The sequence below is a fragment of the Kitasatospora sp. NBC_01250 genome (assembly GCF_036226465.1).
In the GTDB taxonomy this organism is placed as follows: domain Bacteria; phylum Actinomycetota; class Actinomycetes; order Streptomycetales; family Streptomycetaceae; genus Kitasatospora.
In genome coordinates, this window is sequence record NZ_CP108476.1 from 6,368,336 (window position 1) to 6,385,150 (window position 16,815).

The 16,815-nt window shown below is 74.2% G+C and carries 10 protein-coding genes and 1 other RNA gene; 6 read left to right on the top strand and 5 right to left on the bottom strand.

The window, feature by feature from the left end; all coding sequences use genetic code 11:
• Positions 1 to 118 precede the first annotated feature (118 nt).
• Both OG500_RS26915 and lanL read right to left on the bottom strand, forming a co-directional pair.
• A complete protein-coding gene (locus OG500_RS26915; RefSeq protein WP_329583942.1) occupies positions 119 to 2,155 on the bottom strand; it encodes a S9 family peptidase in 2,037 nt (678 codons plus the stop codon).
• Positions 2,152 to 4,941, bottom strand: a complete 2,790-nt coding sequence (gene lanL / locus OG500_RS26920) for a class IV lanthionine synthetase LanL (RefSeq protein ID WP_329583944.1) — start codon at positions 4,939 to 4,941, stop codon at positions 2,152 to 2,154. Before lanL ends, OG500_RS26915 begins: the two co-directional genes overlap by 4 nt.
• A gap of 367 nt (positions 4,942 to 5,308) precedes the next feature.
• On the opposite strand from lanL, the gene OG500_RS26925 reads away from it, so the two are divergent.
• The 3 genes from OG500_RS26925 (at position 5,309) to OG500_RS26935 (ending at position 8,158) form a co-directional block, all read left to right on the top strand.
• Positions 5,309 to 6,160, top strand: a complete 852-nt coding sequence (locus OG500_RS26925) for a Nif3-like dinuclear metal center hexameric protein (RefSeq protein WP_327069445.1) — start codon at positions 5,309 to 5,311, stop codon at positions 6,158 to 6,160.
• A 77-nt stretch (positions 6,161 to 6,237) separates the two neighbouring features.
• The gene (locus tag OG500_RS26930) at positions 6,238 to 6,981 is read left to right on the top strand and encodes a zinc ribbon domain-containing protein (RefSeq protein ID WP_329583947.1); all 744 of its coding nucleotides are present in this window, start codon (positions 6,238 to 6,240) and stop codon (positions 6,979 to 6,981) included.
• 4 nt (positions 6,982 to 6,985) lie between these two features.
• On the top strand, positions 6,986 to 8,158 hold the full coding sequence (locus OG500_RS26935; protein WP_329583949.1) for a bifunctional RNase H/acid phosphatase: 1,173 nt from the start codon (positions 6,986 to 6,988) through the stop codon (positions 8,156 to 8,158).
• Between the two features lie 66 nt (positions 8,159 to 8,224).
• On the opposite strand, the gene yaaA is transcribed toward OG500_RS26935, so the two are convergent.
• The gene (gene yaaA / locus OG500_RS26940; RefSeq protein ID WP_329583951.1) at positions 8,225 to 9,016 is read right to left on the bottom strand and encodes a peroxide stress protein YaaA; all 792 of its coding nucleotides are present in this window, start codon (positions 9,014 to 9,016) and stop codon (positions 8,225 to 8,227) included.
• 116 nt (positions 9,017 to 9,132) lie between these two features.
• On the opposite strand from yaaA, the gene OG500_RS26945 reads away from it, so the two are divergent.
• The 3 genes from OG500_RS26945 (at position 9,133) to rnpB (ending at position 11,593) form a co-directional block, all read left to right on the top strand.
• Complete coding sequence (locus tag OG500_RS26945; RefSeq protein ID WP_327069449.1) at positions 9,133 to 9,609, top strand: SRPBCC family protein; 477 nt, start codon at positions 9,133 to 9,135, stop codon at positions 9,607 to 9,609.
• A gap of 68 nt (positions 9,610 to 9,677) precedes the next feature.
• Positions 9,678 to 11,174: a DHA2 family efflux MFS transporter permease subunit gene (locus OG500_RS26950; protein WP_329583954.1), complete on the top strand. Its 1,497-nt coding sequence runs from the start codon at positions 9,678 to 9,680 to the stop codon at positions 11,172 to 11,174.
• 13 nt (positions 11,175 to 11,187) lie between these two features.
• An RNA gene (rnpB, locus tag OG500_RS26955) (RNase P RNA component class A) lies at positions 11,188 to 11,593 on the top strand.
• A gap of 83 nt (positions 11,594 to 11,676) precedes the next feature.
• Here rnpB and OG500_RS26960 read toward each other — a convergent pair.
• Positions 11,677 to 12,201, bottom strand: coding sequence for a hypothetical protein (locus tag OG500_RS26960; RefSeq protein WP_329583956.1), 525 nt, complete (start codon positions 12,199 to 12,201; stop codon positions 11,677 to 11,679).
• Positions 12,202 to 16,188 (bottom strand): golvesin C-terminal-like domain-containing protein, encoded by a 3,987-nt coding sequence (locus tag OG500_RS26965; RefSeq protein ID WP_329583958.1) that lies wholly within the window; start codon positions 16,186 to 16,188, stop codon positions 12,202 to 12,204.
• Between the last annotated feature and the right edge of the window lie 627 nt (positions 16,189 to 16,815).

Below are 16,815 nucleotides of genomic sequence, written 5' to 3' on the forward strand. Positions count from 1 at the left end.
CTGGTAGGACGGGCTGTGCTGGCCGGGGCCCGTGGTACGCGCGTCGGCGTGTCCGACGGTCGGTCACATGTTCGGCGGGACGTACCCGAACCGATCGCGCCGACCCGGACCGATCGCCCTACGCGGTCCGGTCGCCGTGCAGGAAGCCGGCCAGCAGCTCGTGCAGGACCGCCGAGCCCTCCTCGGCCAGCACCTCGTGGCCCGCGCCGACCGCCTCCACGTAGCGGAAGTCGGTGCCCTCCACCCGGCCCAGGCGCAGCAGCGCGTGCCGCAGTGCGCGGGACTGGCTGACCGGGACGGCCTCGTCCCGGTCGCCGTGGACGATCAGCAGCCGTGCGGTCAGCCGCTCGGCCAGTGCCAGGACGTCACGCGGGCCGTAGGCGTCCTCGATCGGCTCGTCGCCGCCGAGCCGGGCGGCCAGCGAGCGCACCGGCGCGGCGGCCTCGGCCAGCAGGCGCGCGCCGGACAGGAACGGGGCCACCACCGCGCAGCGCGCCACCTGTTCACGCGGCGCGTGGGCGCAGGCGAGCAGCGCCAGGAACGCGCCGTAGCTGACCCCGAACAGGGCGGGCGGCGCCAGGCCCAGCGCCGCGCGCCGGGTCGCGACGTCGGCCAGCAGGGTGAGCACGTCGGCCAGGTCGGGACCGCCCCAGGCGCCACGGATCGCCATCGCGTGCTCGCTGCCGTAGCCGGTGCTGCCGCGCTGGTTGGGCGCCAGCACCGCCAGGCCCGCGGCGGCCATCCGCTGCAGCGCGGGGTCGAACTCCAGCCGCCAGGCGTCGGCCGGACCGCCGTGCAGCGCGAGCACCAGCCGAGGGCTGCTCAGCCAGCCCTCGCCGCCGTACACCACCGCCTCCAACGGCCCGGCGGGACCGGGCAGTTCCAGGCAGCGTGCACCGTGCCAGGCGCCGCCACCGGCGGGGGCGGCGCTGCCGTCCAGCCGCCAGCCGGCCCGCGGCGGCGCCGTCACGGCACCGGCCGGCCACGGCGGGTCGGCGGACCACGGCCGCCCGCTCGCCGCCGCCCCGGCGCGGGAGTTGGCCAGGCCCGGCGCCAGCCCGCTGGCCACCGGTGTCAGCGGCGGCGCCGCCTGGCCGCGCAGCAGGTCGACCTGGAGCGCGGCGAGGGCGGCCGGGTGGTCGGGAGCGGAGTACGGCATCCGCAGCCCGGCCGGCGACCAGTGACCGATGCCGCCGAGCCGCCCCGGCGGCACCGCCAGCGGCTCCAACTGCCCGGCGGCCGGCCGCCACAGGGCCAGCGCCGAGCCCGCGCCGCGGTCGAGCTGGACGGCCACCCGGCTCTGCCCTGCCCGCTGCGCCCCGGGCTCCAGCGCCACCGGCCGCAGCAACTGCCCGGGGGTGTGCAGGCAGTCGGGGAAGCGCACCGGGTCGGAACTGCCCAGGACGCCCCAGCCGAGCCGGTCCTCGCCGGGGGCGTCGCTGCGCAGCAGCAGGAAGCCGGTGGCGGGGTCGCAGAGCAGCAGCCGGTCGTTGCTGTGCTCGGCGATCTCCAGCAGCGGGGTCGCCGTGCCGAGCCGCAGATCGAGCGCGACGGTCCGCACCAGCTTGGCGCGCACCCCGTCCAGCGCGAGCATCCGGCCGTCGTGGTCCAGCCAGACGCCGCCGCCGTGCAGTCCGGGCAGTTCGGCGACCCGGCCCGGGGCGCGGCCGTCGGCGTACACCAGCCAGGCGGTGGTGGTCGCGAGCGGGCCGCCGCCACTGCTGGTGCGGGGGAGGGGATCGGTCCCGAGCGCCACGGCCACCGGCGCGTCCTGCGCGGGAACACCGTCCATGGGCAGGGGGAGCAGACGGAGACCGGCCATCCGCAGGGTCGCCAGCGGCTGCTCCACCGCGGGCCCGCCGGGCTGCGCCGCGGCGGACAGCAGCACCAGGTCGTGGCGCTCGCCGTCGTGGCGGCAGACCAGCACCCGTCCGTCCGGCAGCGACACCAGCTGCGAGCGCAGTTGCTCGCACCGGCCGCCGGGCAGCGGCAGGGCGGTCGGCTCGGCCGGCGCGTCGGCGGTCAGCCGCCAGCTCTCGGCATACCAGCCGCCTTCGGCGCCGGCCGCCAGGCAGGCGGCGTGCGAGCCGTCGGCGGCGAAGGTGAAGCTCAGCCGGCGCAAGGCCGGCGCCGTCGTGCGCAGGGCGGCGGTCACGGGGACACCTCTTCGAATCTGCCGGTGGGTCGGGGGACCGCGGCCACCGGGTCCGTCGGCAGGTCCAGCCAGAGCCGCGGGCCGCCGTGCCGCAGGCGCAGCAGGAAGGCGAGCGGTCCGGCGCTGCCGGTGCCGTGGGTCGGCGGGCAGCCCGTCCCGGTCCCGTCCGACAGCACCAGCAGGCCGTCCTGCAGGGTCGCGCGTGCCGTGATCAGCTGGGCCAGCTCGCGCGCCCCGGCCCGGAACCGCGGCTCGCCGGTGGCCCGGGCCAGATCCAGCAGGTACTCGCCGTCGTCGGCCAGGGCCCGGCAGGCGCCGGTGCCGCCGTGCCGGTGGCCGTCCAGCAGCGCGAGACCCGCCGCCACCGCCGGTTCGCGCAGGGCCGGGTCGCCGGTGTGCTGCCAGAGCCGGACCAGGAAGCCGCCCGCGTGCGAGGCGCCGCCGCACCCGTGCGCGAGGCGGACGCCGGGCGGCTCGCCGGCGCGCTGCGGCCACCGGGCCGCCGCGCCGGCGAGGCACGCGGTGGCCGCCAGGGTGCGGGCGGCGCGCTCGGCGCCGGCCAAGGCTGCGGCGTCGCCGGTGGCCCGGTGCACCGCGAGCAGGAAGGCACCGACGCCCGCCACGCCGGGCACGTGGTCGAGGTCGGCGTCGACGTCCTTCGGTACCGGCCGGAGGGTGCCGCAGGCCTCCTGCTCGGCCGCCGCCAGCAGCTCCCGGGCGATGCCCAGTGCGGCCTCGGTGTCGCCCAGCCGCAGCCGCAGGAACCCGGCACCCGCCGCGCCGTGGCAGCGGGCCGGGCCGGGCCGCTGCCACGGGACGGGGGCGGCCAGCCGGCGGGCCCGCTCGCCGAGCGCCGGGTCGCCGAGCGCCTCGGCGGCGTCCAGCAGGGCCCAGATCGCGCCGGAGCGCGCGAAGGGCGGCCCCGGCAGCGCCAACGGCGCGGCGGCGCAGTGGCGTTCGACCCAGCGCGCGGCCTGGCGCACGGTCAGCTCCACCGCCGAGCGCGGTTCGGCGGGCAGCAGGCCCGGCTGCCGCAGGGCGCGGGCCAGGACCGCGAGCACGCCGGCCGTGTCGCGCCGGACGCCGCACGGGTCGGCGTGCTGCCCGCCGGGGACGGCGGGCCACAGCTGGTCCGGGCGCCGCGGGGTGGCGCTGATGGCCAGCCGGCGCAGCCCGTCGAGCAGTACCCGGTCGAGGACGCGGTCGACCTGTTCCGGTGGCGGCGCGGCGGGCGCGCCCGCCGACGGCGTTGCCCGCGTCCGGGTCAGCAGCTCCCGCAACTGGTCCAGGGTCCAGCGCCGGCCGGGCGGTTCGGCCCGCAGGCCGAGCACCGCCGGGGCCAGCCGCCGCGCCGTGTCGCTCTCGCGGGCGGCCAGCGCCAGCCAGCGGCCGAGCCGTTCGGGCACCGGCCGGAACCTGGGCAGATCCTCGGGCAGCAGCGGGTCGTGCCCGGTGGCGAGCAGGAAGAGGAGGCCGCCGAGCGCGAACAGGTCGGCCGCCGGCTCGGCCGGCCGGCTCTCCCCGGACCCCGGTGGCCGCCCGCCCACCGCCCCCTGCTCCGGTGCCCGGTAGCCCGGGGCGCCCGCGGGGCCGGCCACCGTGCCTGCCGGGCAGGCGCGTTCGAGGTCGGCCAGGCGCAGCTGCGGGCCCCGGGGCGTCGGTGCGACCAGCACGCTGTCGGGGGACAGGTCGCGCAGCACCAGCCCGTGGGCGTGCACCCGGGTCAGCAGATCGGTGAGCGCCAGCGCCATCGGCCCGGCCTGCTCCCACGGCACGCCCGGCGCGCTGCCCGGGCTCAGCCGGGCCGCCACCCAACTGCCCAGCGGCTGGCCGGGGAGGTGCTCCTGGACGAGCAGCAGCGAGTCGGCCTGCTCGATCAGCTCCAGCGGTCGTGCGGTGAGCCCCTGCCCGGCCAGCTCGCCCAGCAACCGGGCCTCGCGGCGCAGCGCGGGGCGGGCCCCGGCGCCCGTCCGGTCCACCCCGATGCGGGACCGGGCCTGCTTGACCAGCACCGGCACGCCGGTGCTGGTGTCGGTGCCCAGGTACACCCGGCTCCGGCCGCCGGACCGCACCGCCGCCGTCAGCGCGTACCGGTCGCCGACCAGCACGCTGCCTGCGTCCTGTCGCCCGCCTCCAGCGCCGCCGCCGGTGGCCGGCCCCCTCCCCTCGACGGGGTCGGCCACCGGCGGCGGGCACCGGTGACCCGTCCCCCGGACGTCCTCGGACCGCTGCCCGGCGACGGCGCCGTAGCGGTAGTGCACCCGGCTGTTCGGTGCGAACGGCCGGGTGCCGGGCACCGCCGGACCCGGCAGGCCCTCGGTGGCCAGGTGCAGTTCTTCGAGCAGCCGCAGGAACTGCGCCTCGTCCATCGGGTGGACGGTGATGAACCCGCAGGCCGGGCCGTGATCGCCGGCGCGCGCGTTGATCCGGTGCAGCCGCTCCCGGTCGGCCGCGAACCTGAAGACGCACGGATCCTCGGCCAGTACCCCCGCCACCGCCGAGAGCACCTCGGTGGCGACCGTGCCGGCCGCGCTGATGTGGATCTTCCAGCCCCGCGCGGGCAGCAGCCCGGGGTGCGCGAGCGCCTCGGGCGGACGCACCGTGCACCAGAAGTCGTCGAAGGCGGCCTCCCAGCCGCCCGCTCCGCCGCCATCCGGCGCCGCGGTGCCGGCCACGGCCGCCCGGGCCACCTCCACCAGCGTGTCGTCCGCGGGCGCCCCGGTCCGCCAGCTGCTCCCCAGCGGCGCCGGCTCCCCGGCCGGTCGCAGCGGTATGCCCACCCCCATCCGCGTCCCACCCCCACTCTCTCCTCGCCGACCCGCCGTGGCTGCTCCCGGTGTCCCCTGGAGTCCCCCGGAACGGATAACTCCCCTTCGCTCCAGCGAAGTTACTTTTGGGGCCGAGGGCGCTCAACGCAGGCCGGGTCACTTCACTCGTTAGGGTGATCCACAGGCGCGTTCCGCTGCGGACGCCCGTCCCGCTCTGCCATGGCGGTTCCCGGCGCGCGGCCCGGGTGCGCGGTCGCGGCGGCGGCGTGCTCGGCACCGTGCCCCGGTTGACGCCCGGCCCGGGTGCCGGGCCCGCGCGCCCCGCACCCGCTCCCCGCCCGGCCCGCGGCCCCGGCGCCGCCCCGGCGCGCGGTAGTCTCAACGGGTGCCGAAACTGTCCGACGTCATCAACGCGCTCGACGAGCTCTACCCGCCGCACTGGGCGGAGTCATGGGACGCCGTCGGCCTGGTCTGCGGCGATCCGGACGACGAGGTGCGCCGGGTGCTGTTCGCCGTCGACCCCGTGCAGCCGGTGGTCGAGGAGGCCGTGGCCTGGGGCGCCGACCTGCTGGTCACCCACCACCCCCTCTATCTGCGCGGCACCACCAGCGTGGCCGCGAGCAGCTTCAAGGGCCGAGTGGTGCACACCCTGATCCGCGCCGGAATCGCCCTGCAGGTGGCACACACCAACGCCGACCACGCCGACCCGGGCGTCTCCGACGCGCTGGCCGAGGCCGTCGGCCTGCGGATCACCGGACCGCTGATCCCGGACCCGAGCGACCCGGCCGGCCGCCGGGGCACCGGACGGATCGGCGAGCTGCCCGAGCCGCTGGCGCTGGCCGACTTCGCCGCCCGGGTGGCGGCCGGTCTGCCCGCGACCGCCGCCGGTGTGCGGGTGGCCGGCGACCCGCAGCGCCCGATCCGCCGGGTCGCCGTCTGCGGCGGCTCCGGTGACAGCTTCTTCGCCGAGGTCCGGGCCGCGGGCGTGGACGCCTACCTGACCGCCGACCTGCGCCACCACCCGGCCTCCGAGGCCGCCGAGGCCGGCCCGGACACCGCGCTGCTCGACGCGGCGCACTGGGCCACCGAGTGGCCCTGGCTGAACCTGGCCGCCCGCGACCTGGGTGCCGCCGCCGCCAAGGCCGGCTGGGACCTCACGACCCGGGTCTCCACCCTGGTCACCGACCCGTGGACGGCGCACACGCCGATGCCGTTCGACCCGCCGTCGGCCCGCTAGCGCCGCCGACCACCGGCGCCCCGCGCGCCCCCCGTACCTGCCATCCGCTCGACCCCGTCATCACAGGAGCCCCCCGCTTGAACGCCGCGCCCGCCGACCAGATCCGCCTCCTCGACCTGCAGGCCATCGACTCCAAGCTCGACCAGCTGGCCCACCGGCGCCGCACCCTGCCCGAGCACGCGGAGATCGACAAGGCCACCGCCGACCACACCGCGCTCAAGGACCTGGTCATCGCCGCCCAGGCCCAGCAGGGCGACACCGCCCGCGAGCTGACCAAGGCCGAGCAGGACGTGGACCAGGTGCGCACCCGCGCCACCCGCAACCAGCAGCGGATGGACTCCGGCGCTGTCAGCTCCGCCAAGGACCTGGAGAACCTGCAGCACGAGATCGGCTCGCTGGCCAAGCGCCAGGCCGACCTGGAGGACGTGGTGCTGGAGGTGATGGAGCGCCTGGAGACGGCCCAGACCCGGGTCACCGAGCTGACCGCCCGGCTGGAGCACGCCGAGGTCGTGCTGGGCGAGGCCGTCACCCGTCGTGACGCGGCCTTCGCCGAGATCGACGCCGAGGCCGCCAAGGTGGGCCGCGACCGCGAGGCCGTGGCCCAGGTGGTCCCGGCCGACCTGCTGAAGCTCTACACCCGGCTGCGCGAGCAGCAGGGCGGCGTCGGCGCGGCCCGCCTCTTCCAGCGCCGCTGCGAGGGCTGCCGGGTCGAGTTCGCGGTCTCCGACCTGAACGCGATCAAGGCCGAGCACAAGGACGCGGTCGTGCGCTGCGAGAACTGCGGCCGGATCCTGGTGCGCACCGCAGAGTCGGGCATCTGATCCGGTGACCGCCCGCAGGCTGATCGTCGAGGCCGACGGCGGGTCCCGGGGCAACCCGGGCCCGGCCGGCTACGGCGCGGTGGTCCGTGACGGCGACACCGGCCGGATCATCGCCGAGGCCGCCGAGTACCTCGGCCGGGCCACCAACAACGTGGCTGAGTACCGGGGACTGATCGCCGGCCTGCGGGCGGCGCACGCGATCGACCCGGCCGCGGGCGTGGAGGTCCGGATGGACTCCAAGCTGGTGGTCGAGCAGATGTCCGGGCGCTGGAAGATCAAGCACCCGGACATGCAGCCGCTGGCCGCCGAGGCGCGCACGGTCTTCCCGCCCGGGCAGGTCGGCTACTCCTGGATCCCGCGCGAGCGGAACAAGGACGCGGACCGGCTGGCCAACGAGGCGATGGACGCGGGCCAGGCGGGCAGGCCGTGGCAGCCCAGGGGCGAGCCGAGCGCCCACCCCGTCGCATCCGCCGCGGCGGTCGACGAGCCCGCACCCGCCCTGGTGCTCCAGGCTCCCGCGCCGCAGGCCGGCTGGGCCGCGGCGGGCGATCAGGTGGTTGCCACCACGCTGGTGCTGCTGCGGCACGGCGAGACGGCGCTCACCCCGCAGAAGCGGTTCTCCGGCAGCACCGGCAGCGATCCGCAGCTCTCCGAGAAGGGCCGCTGGCAGGCCGAACGGGCCGCCGAGGCGCTGGCCGCGCGCGGCACCGTGGAGGCCGTGGTCAGCTCGCCGATGCTGCGCACCCGTCAGACCGCCGAGGCCGCGGCCGTGCGGCTGGGCCTGCCGGTGCGGATCGAGGAGGGCCTGCGTGAACTGGACTTCGGTGCCTGGGAGGGCCTGACCTTCGCCGAGGTGCAGGAGCGCCACCCCGAGGACCTCGACGCCTGGCTCGCCTCCACCAGGGCCAGGCCCACCGGCAGCAGCGAGAGCTTCGCCGCGCTGTCCCAGCGGGTGGGTGCGGCCCGGGACCGGATCCTGGCCCGGTACGCGGGGCAGACGGTGCTGGTGGTCTCGCACGTCAGCCCGATCAAGACGCTGGCCCGGCTCGCGCTCGGCGCCCCGCCGGACGCGGTCTACCGGATGGAGCTGTCGGCCGCCTCGCTCTGCGCCGTGCAGTACTACAGCGACGGCAACGCCTCGCTGCGGTTGTTCAACGACACCGGCCACCTGCGCTGACCATCCGGCCACCTGTGCTGACCATCCGTCAGGGGCCTTGCACGGCAAGGCCCCTGACGGTGCGTCTCAGTGGATCTCGGTGACCACCACGTCCAGCTGCCACGGCTTGCGCGCCGTCCCCGCCGCCGCGACCTCGACGGTGTAGCCGAGTTCGCGCAGCACCTCCAGCAGCGCGCCCGGCGTGGCCGGCTCCGCGCCCGAGTTCAGCAGGTCGCGCACCAGCCGCCCCTTGGTGGCCTTGTTGAAGTGGCTCACCACCGTGCGCCTGCCGTCCCGCTCCTGGAGCACCCGCACGGTGGCGGTGCGGGCGATGGTCTCACCGGCCGGCTTCCAGGCGGCCGCGTACGCCGAGCTGCGCAGGTCCAGCACCAGCCCGTCCGCCTCGCCCGGCAGCACCTCGGCCAGTTCGCCGCGCCAGTAGGTCCCGAGCGCGCCCAGCGGCGGCAGCTTCACCCCGCCCGAGCAGCGGTAGGCCGGGATCCGGTCACCGAGCCGGACGGCGCCCCACAGGCCGGAGAAGATCAGCAGCGAGCGCTCGGCCCGCGCGTAGGCGGCCTCGTCCAGCTTGCCGAGGCCCAGCGCGTCGTAGAGCACGCCGGTGTACAGCTCGCCGGCCGGCAGCGTGCCCGCCGTGCGCAGGGCGGCGTTGCGGGCGATCTCGCCGCGCAGGCCCTTGCTGAGCCCGAGCACCTCGGCGGCGGTGTCCTCATCGCCCCGGCACAGCTCGACCAGCGCGGTGAGGACCCGCTCGCGGGCCCCGGTCAGCGCGGGCAGCGAGAGCCCGGCGGGTGCGAGCGGCGGCCCGTCGGGTGCCTCGGCCTTGCCCTCGGACGGCGGCAGCAGGACCTGGAACGCCATGCGCGGCCTCCTCTTTCGTGCTCCAGCGGTTTCGTGCTCCAGCGGTGCGGATGGTGCCGTGCAAATCTACCGGGCCCGCCAACCGGCTCCCTACCATGGAGGCGAGGGGGTGCACGATGCCGAGATACATCGAGCAGGTCGAGATCCTCGCCTCGCCGCAGGCGGTCTGGGCCGTGCTGTCCGACGTCCAGGGCTGGCGCAAGTGGACGCCGACGGTGGAGCTGGTCCGGATCCTGTCCCGCCCGGGAGCGCCCGCCGGGGCCGGCTCCTCGTTCGGGGTCGGGTCCGAGGCCTGGGTCAAGCAGCCCAGGCTGCCCGGTGCCCGGTGGCGGGTGACCGTCTTCGAGCCGGCGAGCTCGTTCACCTGGCAGAGCCAGGCGCCGGGGGTGCGCACGGTGGCGGCGCACCTGCTGTACCCGTACCCGCGCGGAGCCGCCGAGCCGCGGGGCACCGAGGTCACCCTGGAGCTGCGGCAGAACGGGCCGCTCGCCTGGCTCGCCGGGCTGCTGCTCGGGCGCCTGACCCGGCGCTACCTCGCCCTGGAGGCGGCCGGGCTGAAGGTGTACTGCGAGGCGCTGGCCGGCACGCGCTGACGGATCCGGTGAATACCTCTGCCTGGGAGGCATTCCGAAATCATCCTACGAATGCATAGGATGGCCGAGTGACTGACGTAACCGAGCCGACCGCCCTCACCCGACGGCGGCGCCTGTTGATCCTGGCGATCTGCTGTCTGAGCCTGCTGATCGTCGGACTCGACAACACCATCGTCAATGTCGCGCTCCCCGCCATCCAGCGCGATCTGCACGCACCCGCCTCCGGCCTGCAGTGGGTGATCGCCGCCTACACCCTGGTGCTGGCCTCGCTGCTGATCCTCTCCGGCTCGGTCGCCGACCGGGTCGGGCGGCGCCGGATATTCCAGCTCGGCCTGCTGCTCTTCGTGCTCGGGTCGCTGCTGTGCAGCATCGCCCCGAGCCTCGGCTGGCTGATCGCCTTCCGCGCCGTGCAGGCCATCGGCGGCTCGATGCTCAACCCGGTCGCCATGTCGATCATCACCAACGTCTTCACCGATCCGCGCGAGCGGGCCCAGGCCATCGGGGTCTGGGGCGGCGTGGTCGGCATCAGCATGGCGCTCGGCCCGGTGCTCGGCGGCCTGCTGGTGGACAGCTACGGCTGGCCCTCGATCTTCCTGATCAACATCCCGATCGGCCTGCTGGCCTTCGTGCTGGCCGCCCGCTTCGTCCCCGAGTCCCGGGCGCCGAAGCCGCGCCGGCTCGACCCCGTCGGCCAGCTGCTGGCGATCGTCGCGCTCGGCGCCGGCACCGCCACGATCATCGAGGGGCCGGGGCAGGGCTGGACCTCGCCGGGCATCCTGACCCTGGCCGTGGTCGCGCTGCTCGCGCTGATCGCCTTCCCGCTCTGGGAGCGCAGCCGCCGGGAACCCCTGCTCGACCTGCGGTTCTTCCGCAGCGCGCCGTTCAGCGGGGCGACCGTGATCGCGGTCTGCGCCTTCGCCTCGCTCGGCGGCTTCCTCTTCCTCAACACCCTGTACCTGCAGGAGGTGCGCCACTACAGCCCGGTGGAGGCCGGCCTGTGGACGCTGCCGATCGCCGCCTTCACGCTGGTCTGCGCCCCGATCTCGGGCCGGATCGTCGGCTCGCGCGGCCCGCGGCTGCCGCTGCTGATCGCCGGTCCCGCGCTGGCCGCCAGCGGGGCGCTGCTCACCCGGCTGACCGCCACCTCGCCGCCCGCCCTGCTGCTGCTCGCCTACAGCCTCTTCGGGCTCGGCTTCGGCCTGGTCAACGCGCCGATCACGAACGCCGCGGTCAGCGGTATGCCCCGCGCGCAGGCCGGGGTGGCGGCGGCCGTCGCCTCGACCAGCCGCCAGGTCGGGCAGTCGCTGGGCGTCGCGGTGATCGGCACCGTGGTCACCGCCGCCGTGGTGGGCCCGCTGGCCACCGGCCTGGCCCCGGCCAGCCACGCCGGCTGGTGGATCATCACCGCCCTCGGCGGGGTGATCGCCCTGCTCGGCGTGGTCACCACCACCGGCTGGGCCCGCGGCACCGCCGAGCGGGTCGCCGCCCGCCTCGACCCCACCGCCCCCGCCCCGGCGTCGGGTCGGCCCGCTGTCCGGCCGACGCCCTCCGACCGGCTACGATAGCCAGCACGGCGGTTGAGCCGGCCGGGCGGTCGCGACGGGTCCTCACGGATCCGCCGAGGAACGTCCGGGCTCCACAGAGCAGGGTGGTGGGTAACGCCCACCCGGGGTGACCCGCGGGACAGTGCCACAGAAAACAGACCGCCCGTGGTCGCGCAAGCGGCGGCGGGTAAGGGTGAAACGGTGGTGTAAGAGACCACCAGCGACCGAGGTGACTCGGCCGGCTCGGTAAACCCCACTCGGAGCAAGGTCAAGATCGGTGCCCTCGGGCACCGTGCGCGGGTGTTCGAGGGCTGCTCGCCCGAGCTCGCGGGTAGACCGCACGAGGCTGTCGGCAACGGCAGCCCTAGATGGATGACCGCCTCCCCGGGCCGCGCAAGCACCCCGGGAGACAGAACCCGGCGTACAGGCCGACTCAACCGCCTCCTGTACCGCCGCAGTTCAGGGCGCACGCCCGACTGACGGCTGCCACAGGTCCGTTCCGGCCCCTGCGGCAGCCGTCGATTCAGTCGGACAGGGTGACGAGCCTGGAGACGTACCCGGGCTCCCCCTTGCCGCCCGGCTGCAGATCTGCCGGGCAGGGAGTGTCGCTCAGCCGTGAGGGCTTGTCCGCCCCGCTGTTCCAGGAGAGCTTGACGCACAGGCGGATCGAGGACTCGGCTTCGCCGGCCCCCATCGTGTCGGGACTGGACGCGTGGGCGTCGACCGCGAAGGAGACGCTGCTGGTGGCTCCGTCGCTGCCGGTGGCGAAGACGAGACCGTTGCCCTGCTGTCCTTGGGGGACGGACTTCACCAGGCCTTGCGCCACCGCCGTGCGGTCGGACGCGCTGTCCGCCGCCGCGGACCTGTCGAAGTCCTGCTGGACCTGGTGGGCGATCGAGCGGGCCGCCGTCTTGGCGTGTGCGTACGCGAGATCACCACCGGTCCGGGTGAACCGGTCGATGACGTGGACGAGGCCGGCGACCGCCGCGGTGACCAGGCAGAGTATGCCGATGATCACCGCGGCGGTCCGCTTGGAGCGCTTGGTCAACTACTTGCCCGTGCTGTTGAGGGTCTGGGTGAGAGCCTGCCCGTACAGGGTCGCACCGTTGGCGGTCGGATGGAACGACTGCCCGGAGACCGGGTTCGAGGGGTTCTCACCGGCTGCCTTGGTGAGCACGAAGTCGTTGATGCTCTGCGGGCTGCCGCAAATCGCCTTGCCGGCGAAGACGGCCGTCGGGTCGGAGAACGTGACGGGGATCCCCGACTGGCGGGCGACACCGGCGGCGTCTCCCAAGGCGGAGTTCAGGGTGAAGGCGATCTGGTCCATCCAGTCGGCGTCCGGACCGATGTGCACGCTGGCGGCGATGTCGGCCGCCCCGGCCACGCCTGCGCCCAGCGGCCCCAGGATGCCGTACGCGGTGATCACCGCGCTGTTGAGACGGTTCTGGAGGCAGTTCCCGTGGTTCTCGAAGAGCGGCGGATAGCCCATGAGGACGATCCTGGCATTGGGTGCGCGCTTGTGGATCTCCTGGAGGTCGAGCAGGACCGAGTCGTGGACCTGTGAGTTGATGACACTGGGCTCGGCCTGACCGAGGGGAGCGGTGTCGCCACTCAGCGTCGTGGCCGCGCAGTCGCTGAATGCGATGTTGAGGATGCAGTTCATGACCACGCTGCTGAACCGCGCGTCGTTGCCGCCGATCGAGAGCGTGACGAGCGTGGTGTTCGCGTCCAGGTAGCCCTGGTCGAGCTGGGCGAACTCCCCGTTCTCGTGCGAACCGGAGTCGTTCTTACCGGGTGGTGCGAAGGCGTCGGGCGGCGACTGGACCGACAGGATGTTGTGGCTGCGCGCGCCGCCGCAGGCGATCAGGTGGTAGTCCATCGTGGAGTCACCGGTGTCCGCCCGGGTCCCGATGGAGTTGGCGCTGTCCGGCAGGACGCCCTGACGGGACCAGGCGAGGGGGGATCGGTGGCAGTCGTCGCGGGTGGTGTTGTTGGCGCCGTTGACGTCGGTGTTGTAGTAGTAGCTGCCGGTTCCCTCGCCGGACGAGTAGGAGTCGCCCATCGCCACCACGAAGTCCGTGGGCTTGGCGGGCAGCGGCTGGAAGTAGGCGGCGTCCCAGGCGATGTCGTCGCCGCTCGCGCCGGTACCGTCCTGGGTGAAGTTGCTCAGCTCGACGCCCTGGATGTCGTTGCCGGTGGCCGCGAAGTTGAACACCCCGAGGCTGACCCACTGGTTGGTGTTGGAGTTGGCGTTCACGATGCGGTTCTCGGTGGTGCCGTCACCGAGGTGGATCGTGTAGATCGCCTGCCGGGTCTGGGAGCCGGAGTCCGGAATGTGGACGGCGACCTTGGTCCAGGCGTTGAGCGGCTGGCCGAGCTGCCAGGTCCCCGTGATCGCCATCGGGCCGGTGGCCTGGGTGGGCTTGGTGATGTCGTTCGAGGCACTGGTGACGTAGTTGCTGCCGTTGCGGGTGTGCGCGTACCAGAAGTGGGCGCCGAAGCCGCCGCCGATCTGGTGCAGGTCGGACTTGGCCTCGTAAGTGCCCTGCGTCTGCTGGAAGTTGAAGCTGAGCGTGCCCGCGTTCGTCCAGGTCCGGGTGCAGTCGGCCCGCATGGGTGGCACCGCCCCCGAGACCGAGTCGATGACCAGCGCGCCGGCCGGCACCGCGGCGTAGCCGGCCCCGGGCCCGGCGCAGTCCGGTGCACCGGTGGTCCCGTTGCCGGGTTCCATCCGCAGCGTCTTGTACGTCATGGTCTCGTGGCCGCAGTCCACGTCGCAGGTCTTCCACGCCGTGGAGGAGTGCCACCAGTAGGGGGTGTCGCAGTCGGGACCGAGGTGGTCGACCTCGCAGCGCGGCGGCTTGGTGGCGTCGCAGTTGTTCTGCGTGTTGCAGAAGGTGTCCAGCGGCGGCTTGACCAGGGTGCGGTGGGCGTCGTTGTCCCACCAGGCGGCCGCGTAGCCCGCGGTGTTGCCGTGGTTGAGGTTGCCGTTGTTGTCGTACGAGCGGCCGGTGTTGATCGGCCAGGCCGCCCAGCCGAGCACCTTCTCCTCGTACGGCCAGAGCTGCGGGTGCGCCGCGTCGGCGTAGTGGTTGAAGTTGAGGAACGGCTGCCGGTCCACCTGGTAGAGCGGGTTGGCCGGGTTGTTGAGGTAGCCCAGCCCCCAGGGCGCGGAGGGGTTCGCCGGGTTGTACTTGGTGAAGCCGGCGTTGTAGTCCCAGGCGGCGGTGAACCAGTTCTCGATCGACGCCGGGTTGTCGCTGTTGAGCTTCATGGGCGCGTTCGGGTCGTGCAGCTCGTTCCACTTGGTGGCGAGCGTCTGGGCCGCGACCGCGATGTTCGAGGCGTAGTCCAGGGCGACGGCCTTCTGCTGGTCGGCCGGCCAGGCCTGGTCGCCCGGTCGCAGCTGGTTGGCGGAGTGCATGCCGTCCGTCTGCTGGCCCATGCCGTAACCACAGTCGACGGCACCCCAGTTGACCGCCCACGGGTCCTGGTTGGGGTCGCCGTTGGAGCGGGGGTGACCGTAGAAGTTACCGGTCAGCGGGCTGCTGAACTGGCCGGGAATCGCACCGCCTTCCGCCTGCCAGAGGTTCGACTCCTGGGTCAGGACGCCGAGCAGGACCTGCGGCGGAATGTGGCCGGTCGGGGCGCCGTTGAGGCTCGGCAGCGGGAACATCCCCTGCGGGTTGACCGTCCCCAGGCCGTCCAGGGCGCGCCAGCCGCCCTGGTTGATCCAGTTGCTGGTCAGGTCGCCGCGCACCGCCATGTCGGCCGCCCACTCCACCTGGGCCGGGGTCGGCTGGTAGGCCTGCTGGCTCGGGTCGTTGCGCGGCACGGCGCAGGCGCGGTCGTCGTCGATGGTCGACGTCGGGCTCCCCGCGGAGGTGGCGGAGGCCGTGACGGCCGACGCCTTGACGGCGGGTCCGGCCAGGCGCGAGGCGGCTGCGGCAGGGGTCTTCGTGCTGGGCGGCGTCGTGGCGGAGGCCGCGTTGGCCAGCGCCGGAGAGGTCGCGGCACCGGCGTTGGTGTCGGGGGTGGGCTTGGGCGGGGTCAGCGCGAAGGACAGCTTCTTGCCGGTGCCGGGCACCTCGCCCTGGATCTCGTCCGGGCCCTGCTCGCCGGATCCGGTCGCCGCCAGCGGGTTGTCCGCCAGGGTGCGCACCCGGGCGGAGACCGCCTGGTCGATGGCGAGCGACCCCTGGGTCGAAACGGTCGCGTCGGCGGGGACCGGGAGCTGCTGCACCTCGGCCGGGAGCGTGGTCGAGTCCTTCGGCTTGCCGGTCAGGAAGACCCGGCCGCCGGAGCCGGACTGGACGCCGACGTCACCGGTCCTGCCCTCGGCCAGAGTCGAGACCTTGCCCTGCGCCAGCCGCTTGGCCACCGCGGTGTCGCCCTGGTGGTCCAGGAAGGTGACACCGCCCTGTGCGTCCGGGTGGACGGAGGAGGCCGCCCCGGAGGTCGTCGCGAGGACGCTGGTGCGGCCCGCGGCGTCGACCTTGGTGAGCTGACCGCCGGCCGCGCCGACGACCGCGTCGCCCACGGGCACCGCGGAGGTGAGCTGACCTGCGACGGTCGCGGCGCGGACCGGCTTGCCGGTGGCCGCGTCGATGGTCAGCACCCTGGTCCGGCCGAGGTCGGCATCGCCGTTCTGGGTGAAGACGACGTTCTCATCGGCGCCGCAGCCCGGGTCGAAGTAGGCCAGCGACACCTGATCGGGAAGCTTGGTGACCGCGCCCGACTCCAGGTCGACGATGGCCGCGAAGGCACCGCGCTGCATGAGCTGCGGCTGGTTCGTGAACTGACGCGGCGCGTAGACGACGGCCGCGCGCTTGCCGGAGCCGGTCACGCACGAGTTGCCGATCCACATGTCGGTGTCGAACCCGGGCTCGGAGAGCGAGGCGACGGTGCGCCACTGGTACGCCTGGGAACTGTCGGCCACAAGGATGCGGAAGCCCGAGGAGTCGCCGGTGGTCGTCACCGCGCGGTCGCCCGAGGACTGCCAGCCCTTCGGCAGCGACGCGTCCGGATCGGTCACCTTCGAGTCACCGGCGACGGGCGGCTGCGTGCCCTGCCCGGCCGACTGTTGAGCCGACGGGTTCGGAACGTCGGCATGCGCTGTGCTACCGGGCAGTGCCACGGTCAGAGTCGACAGGAGTGCGAGGGCACCCGTCAGCGCAGCGCGCCTTTTTCGATGGCGCATGAAACCCCCATGATGATGGCCAGTCGTCGGGCGACCGAGATGTGTTGCGCCCGCCCCCGCTGGCATATGGCGATTAAAATACGCCCTCGGCAGACGTGTACGGAAGACCTGCCGGGATCCGTATTCTTCGTAGCTGAAGGACGTGCGCGAGCCCCTGCCGGACTCGCTTGTCAAGTGATTTACGCGCCAGCCGGGCGGGGCTGGTGGGGTGGTGGCAATTAACGTCCGTTAATGCCGTGGCTATCCGTTCTTCATGCATGTATGATGACCCCGACTTGGGCTGCCGCCGACCCTGGGGACGGGTCGGCGGCAGTCTCCCTTTATCAGGGGTAATAGCTCGTGCGGTGGGAGAACGGTCTCTGCCGCAACTCGGGGGTGGACGGCTTGGGAATTGTATTCCGCATGCTCGGCGGCATTCGCGTCAGTGCCGAAGAAGGTGCGATCCCGGTTGAGCTGAGAGGC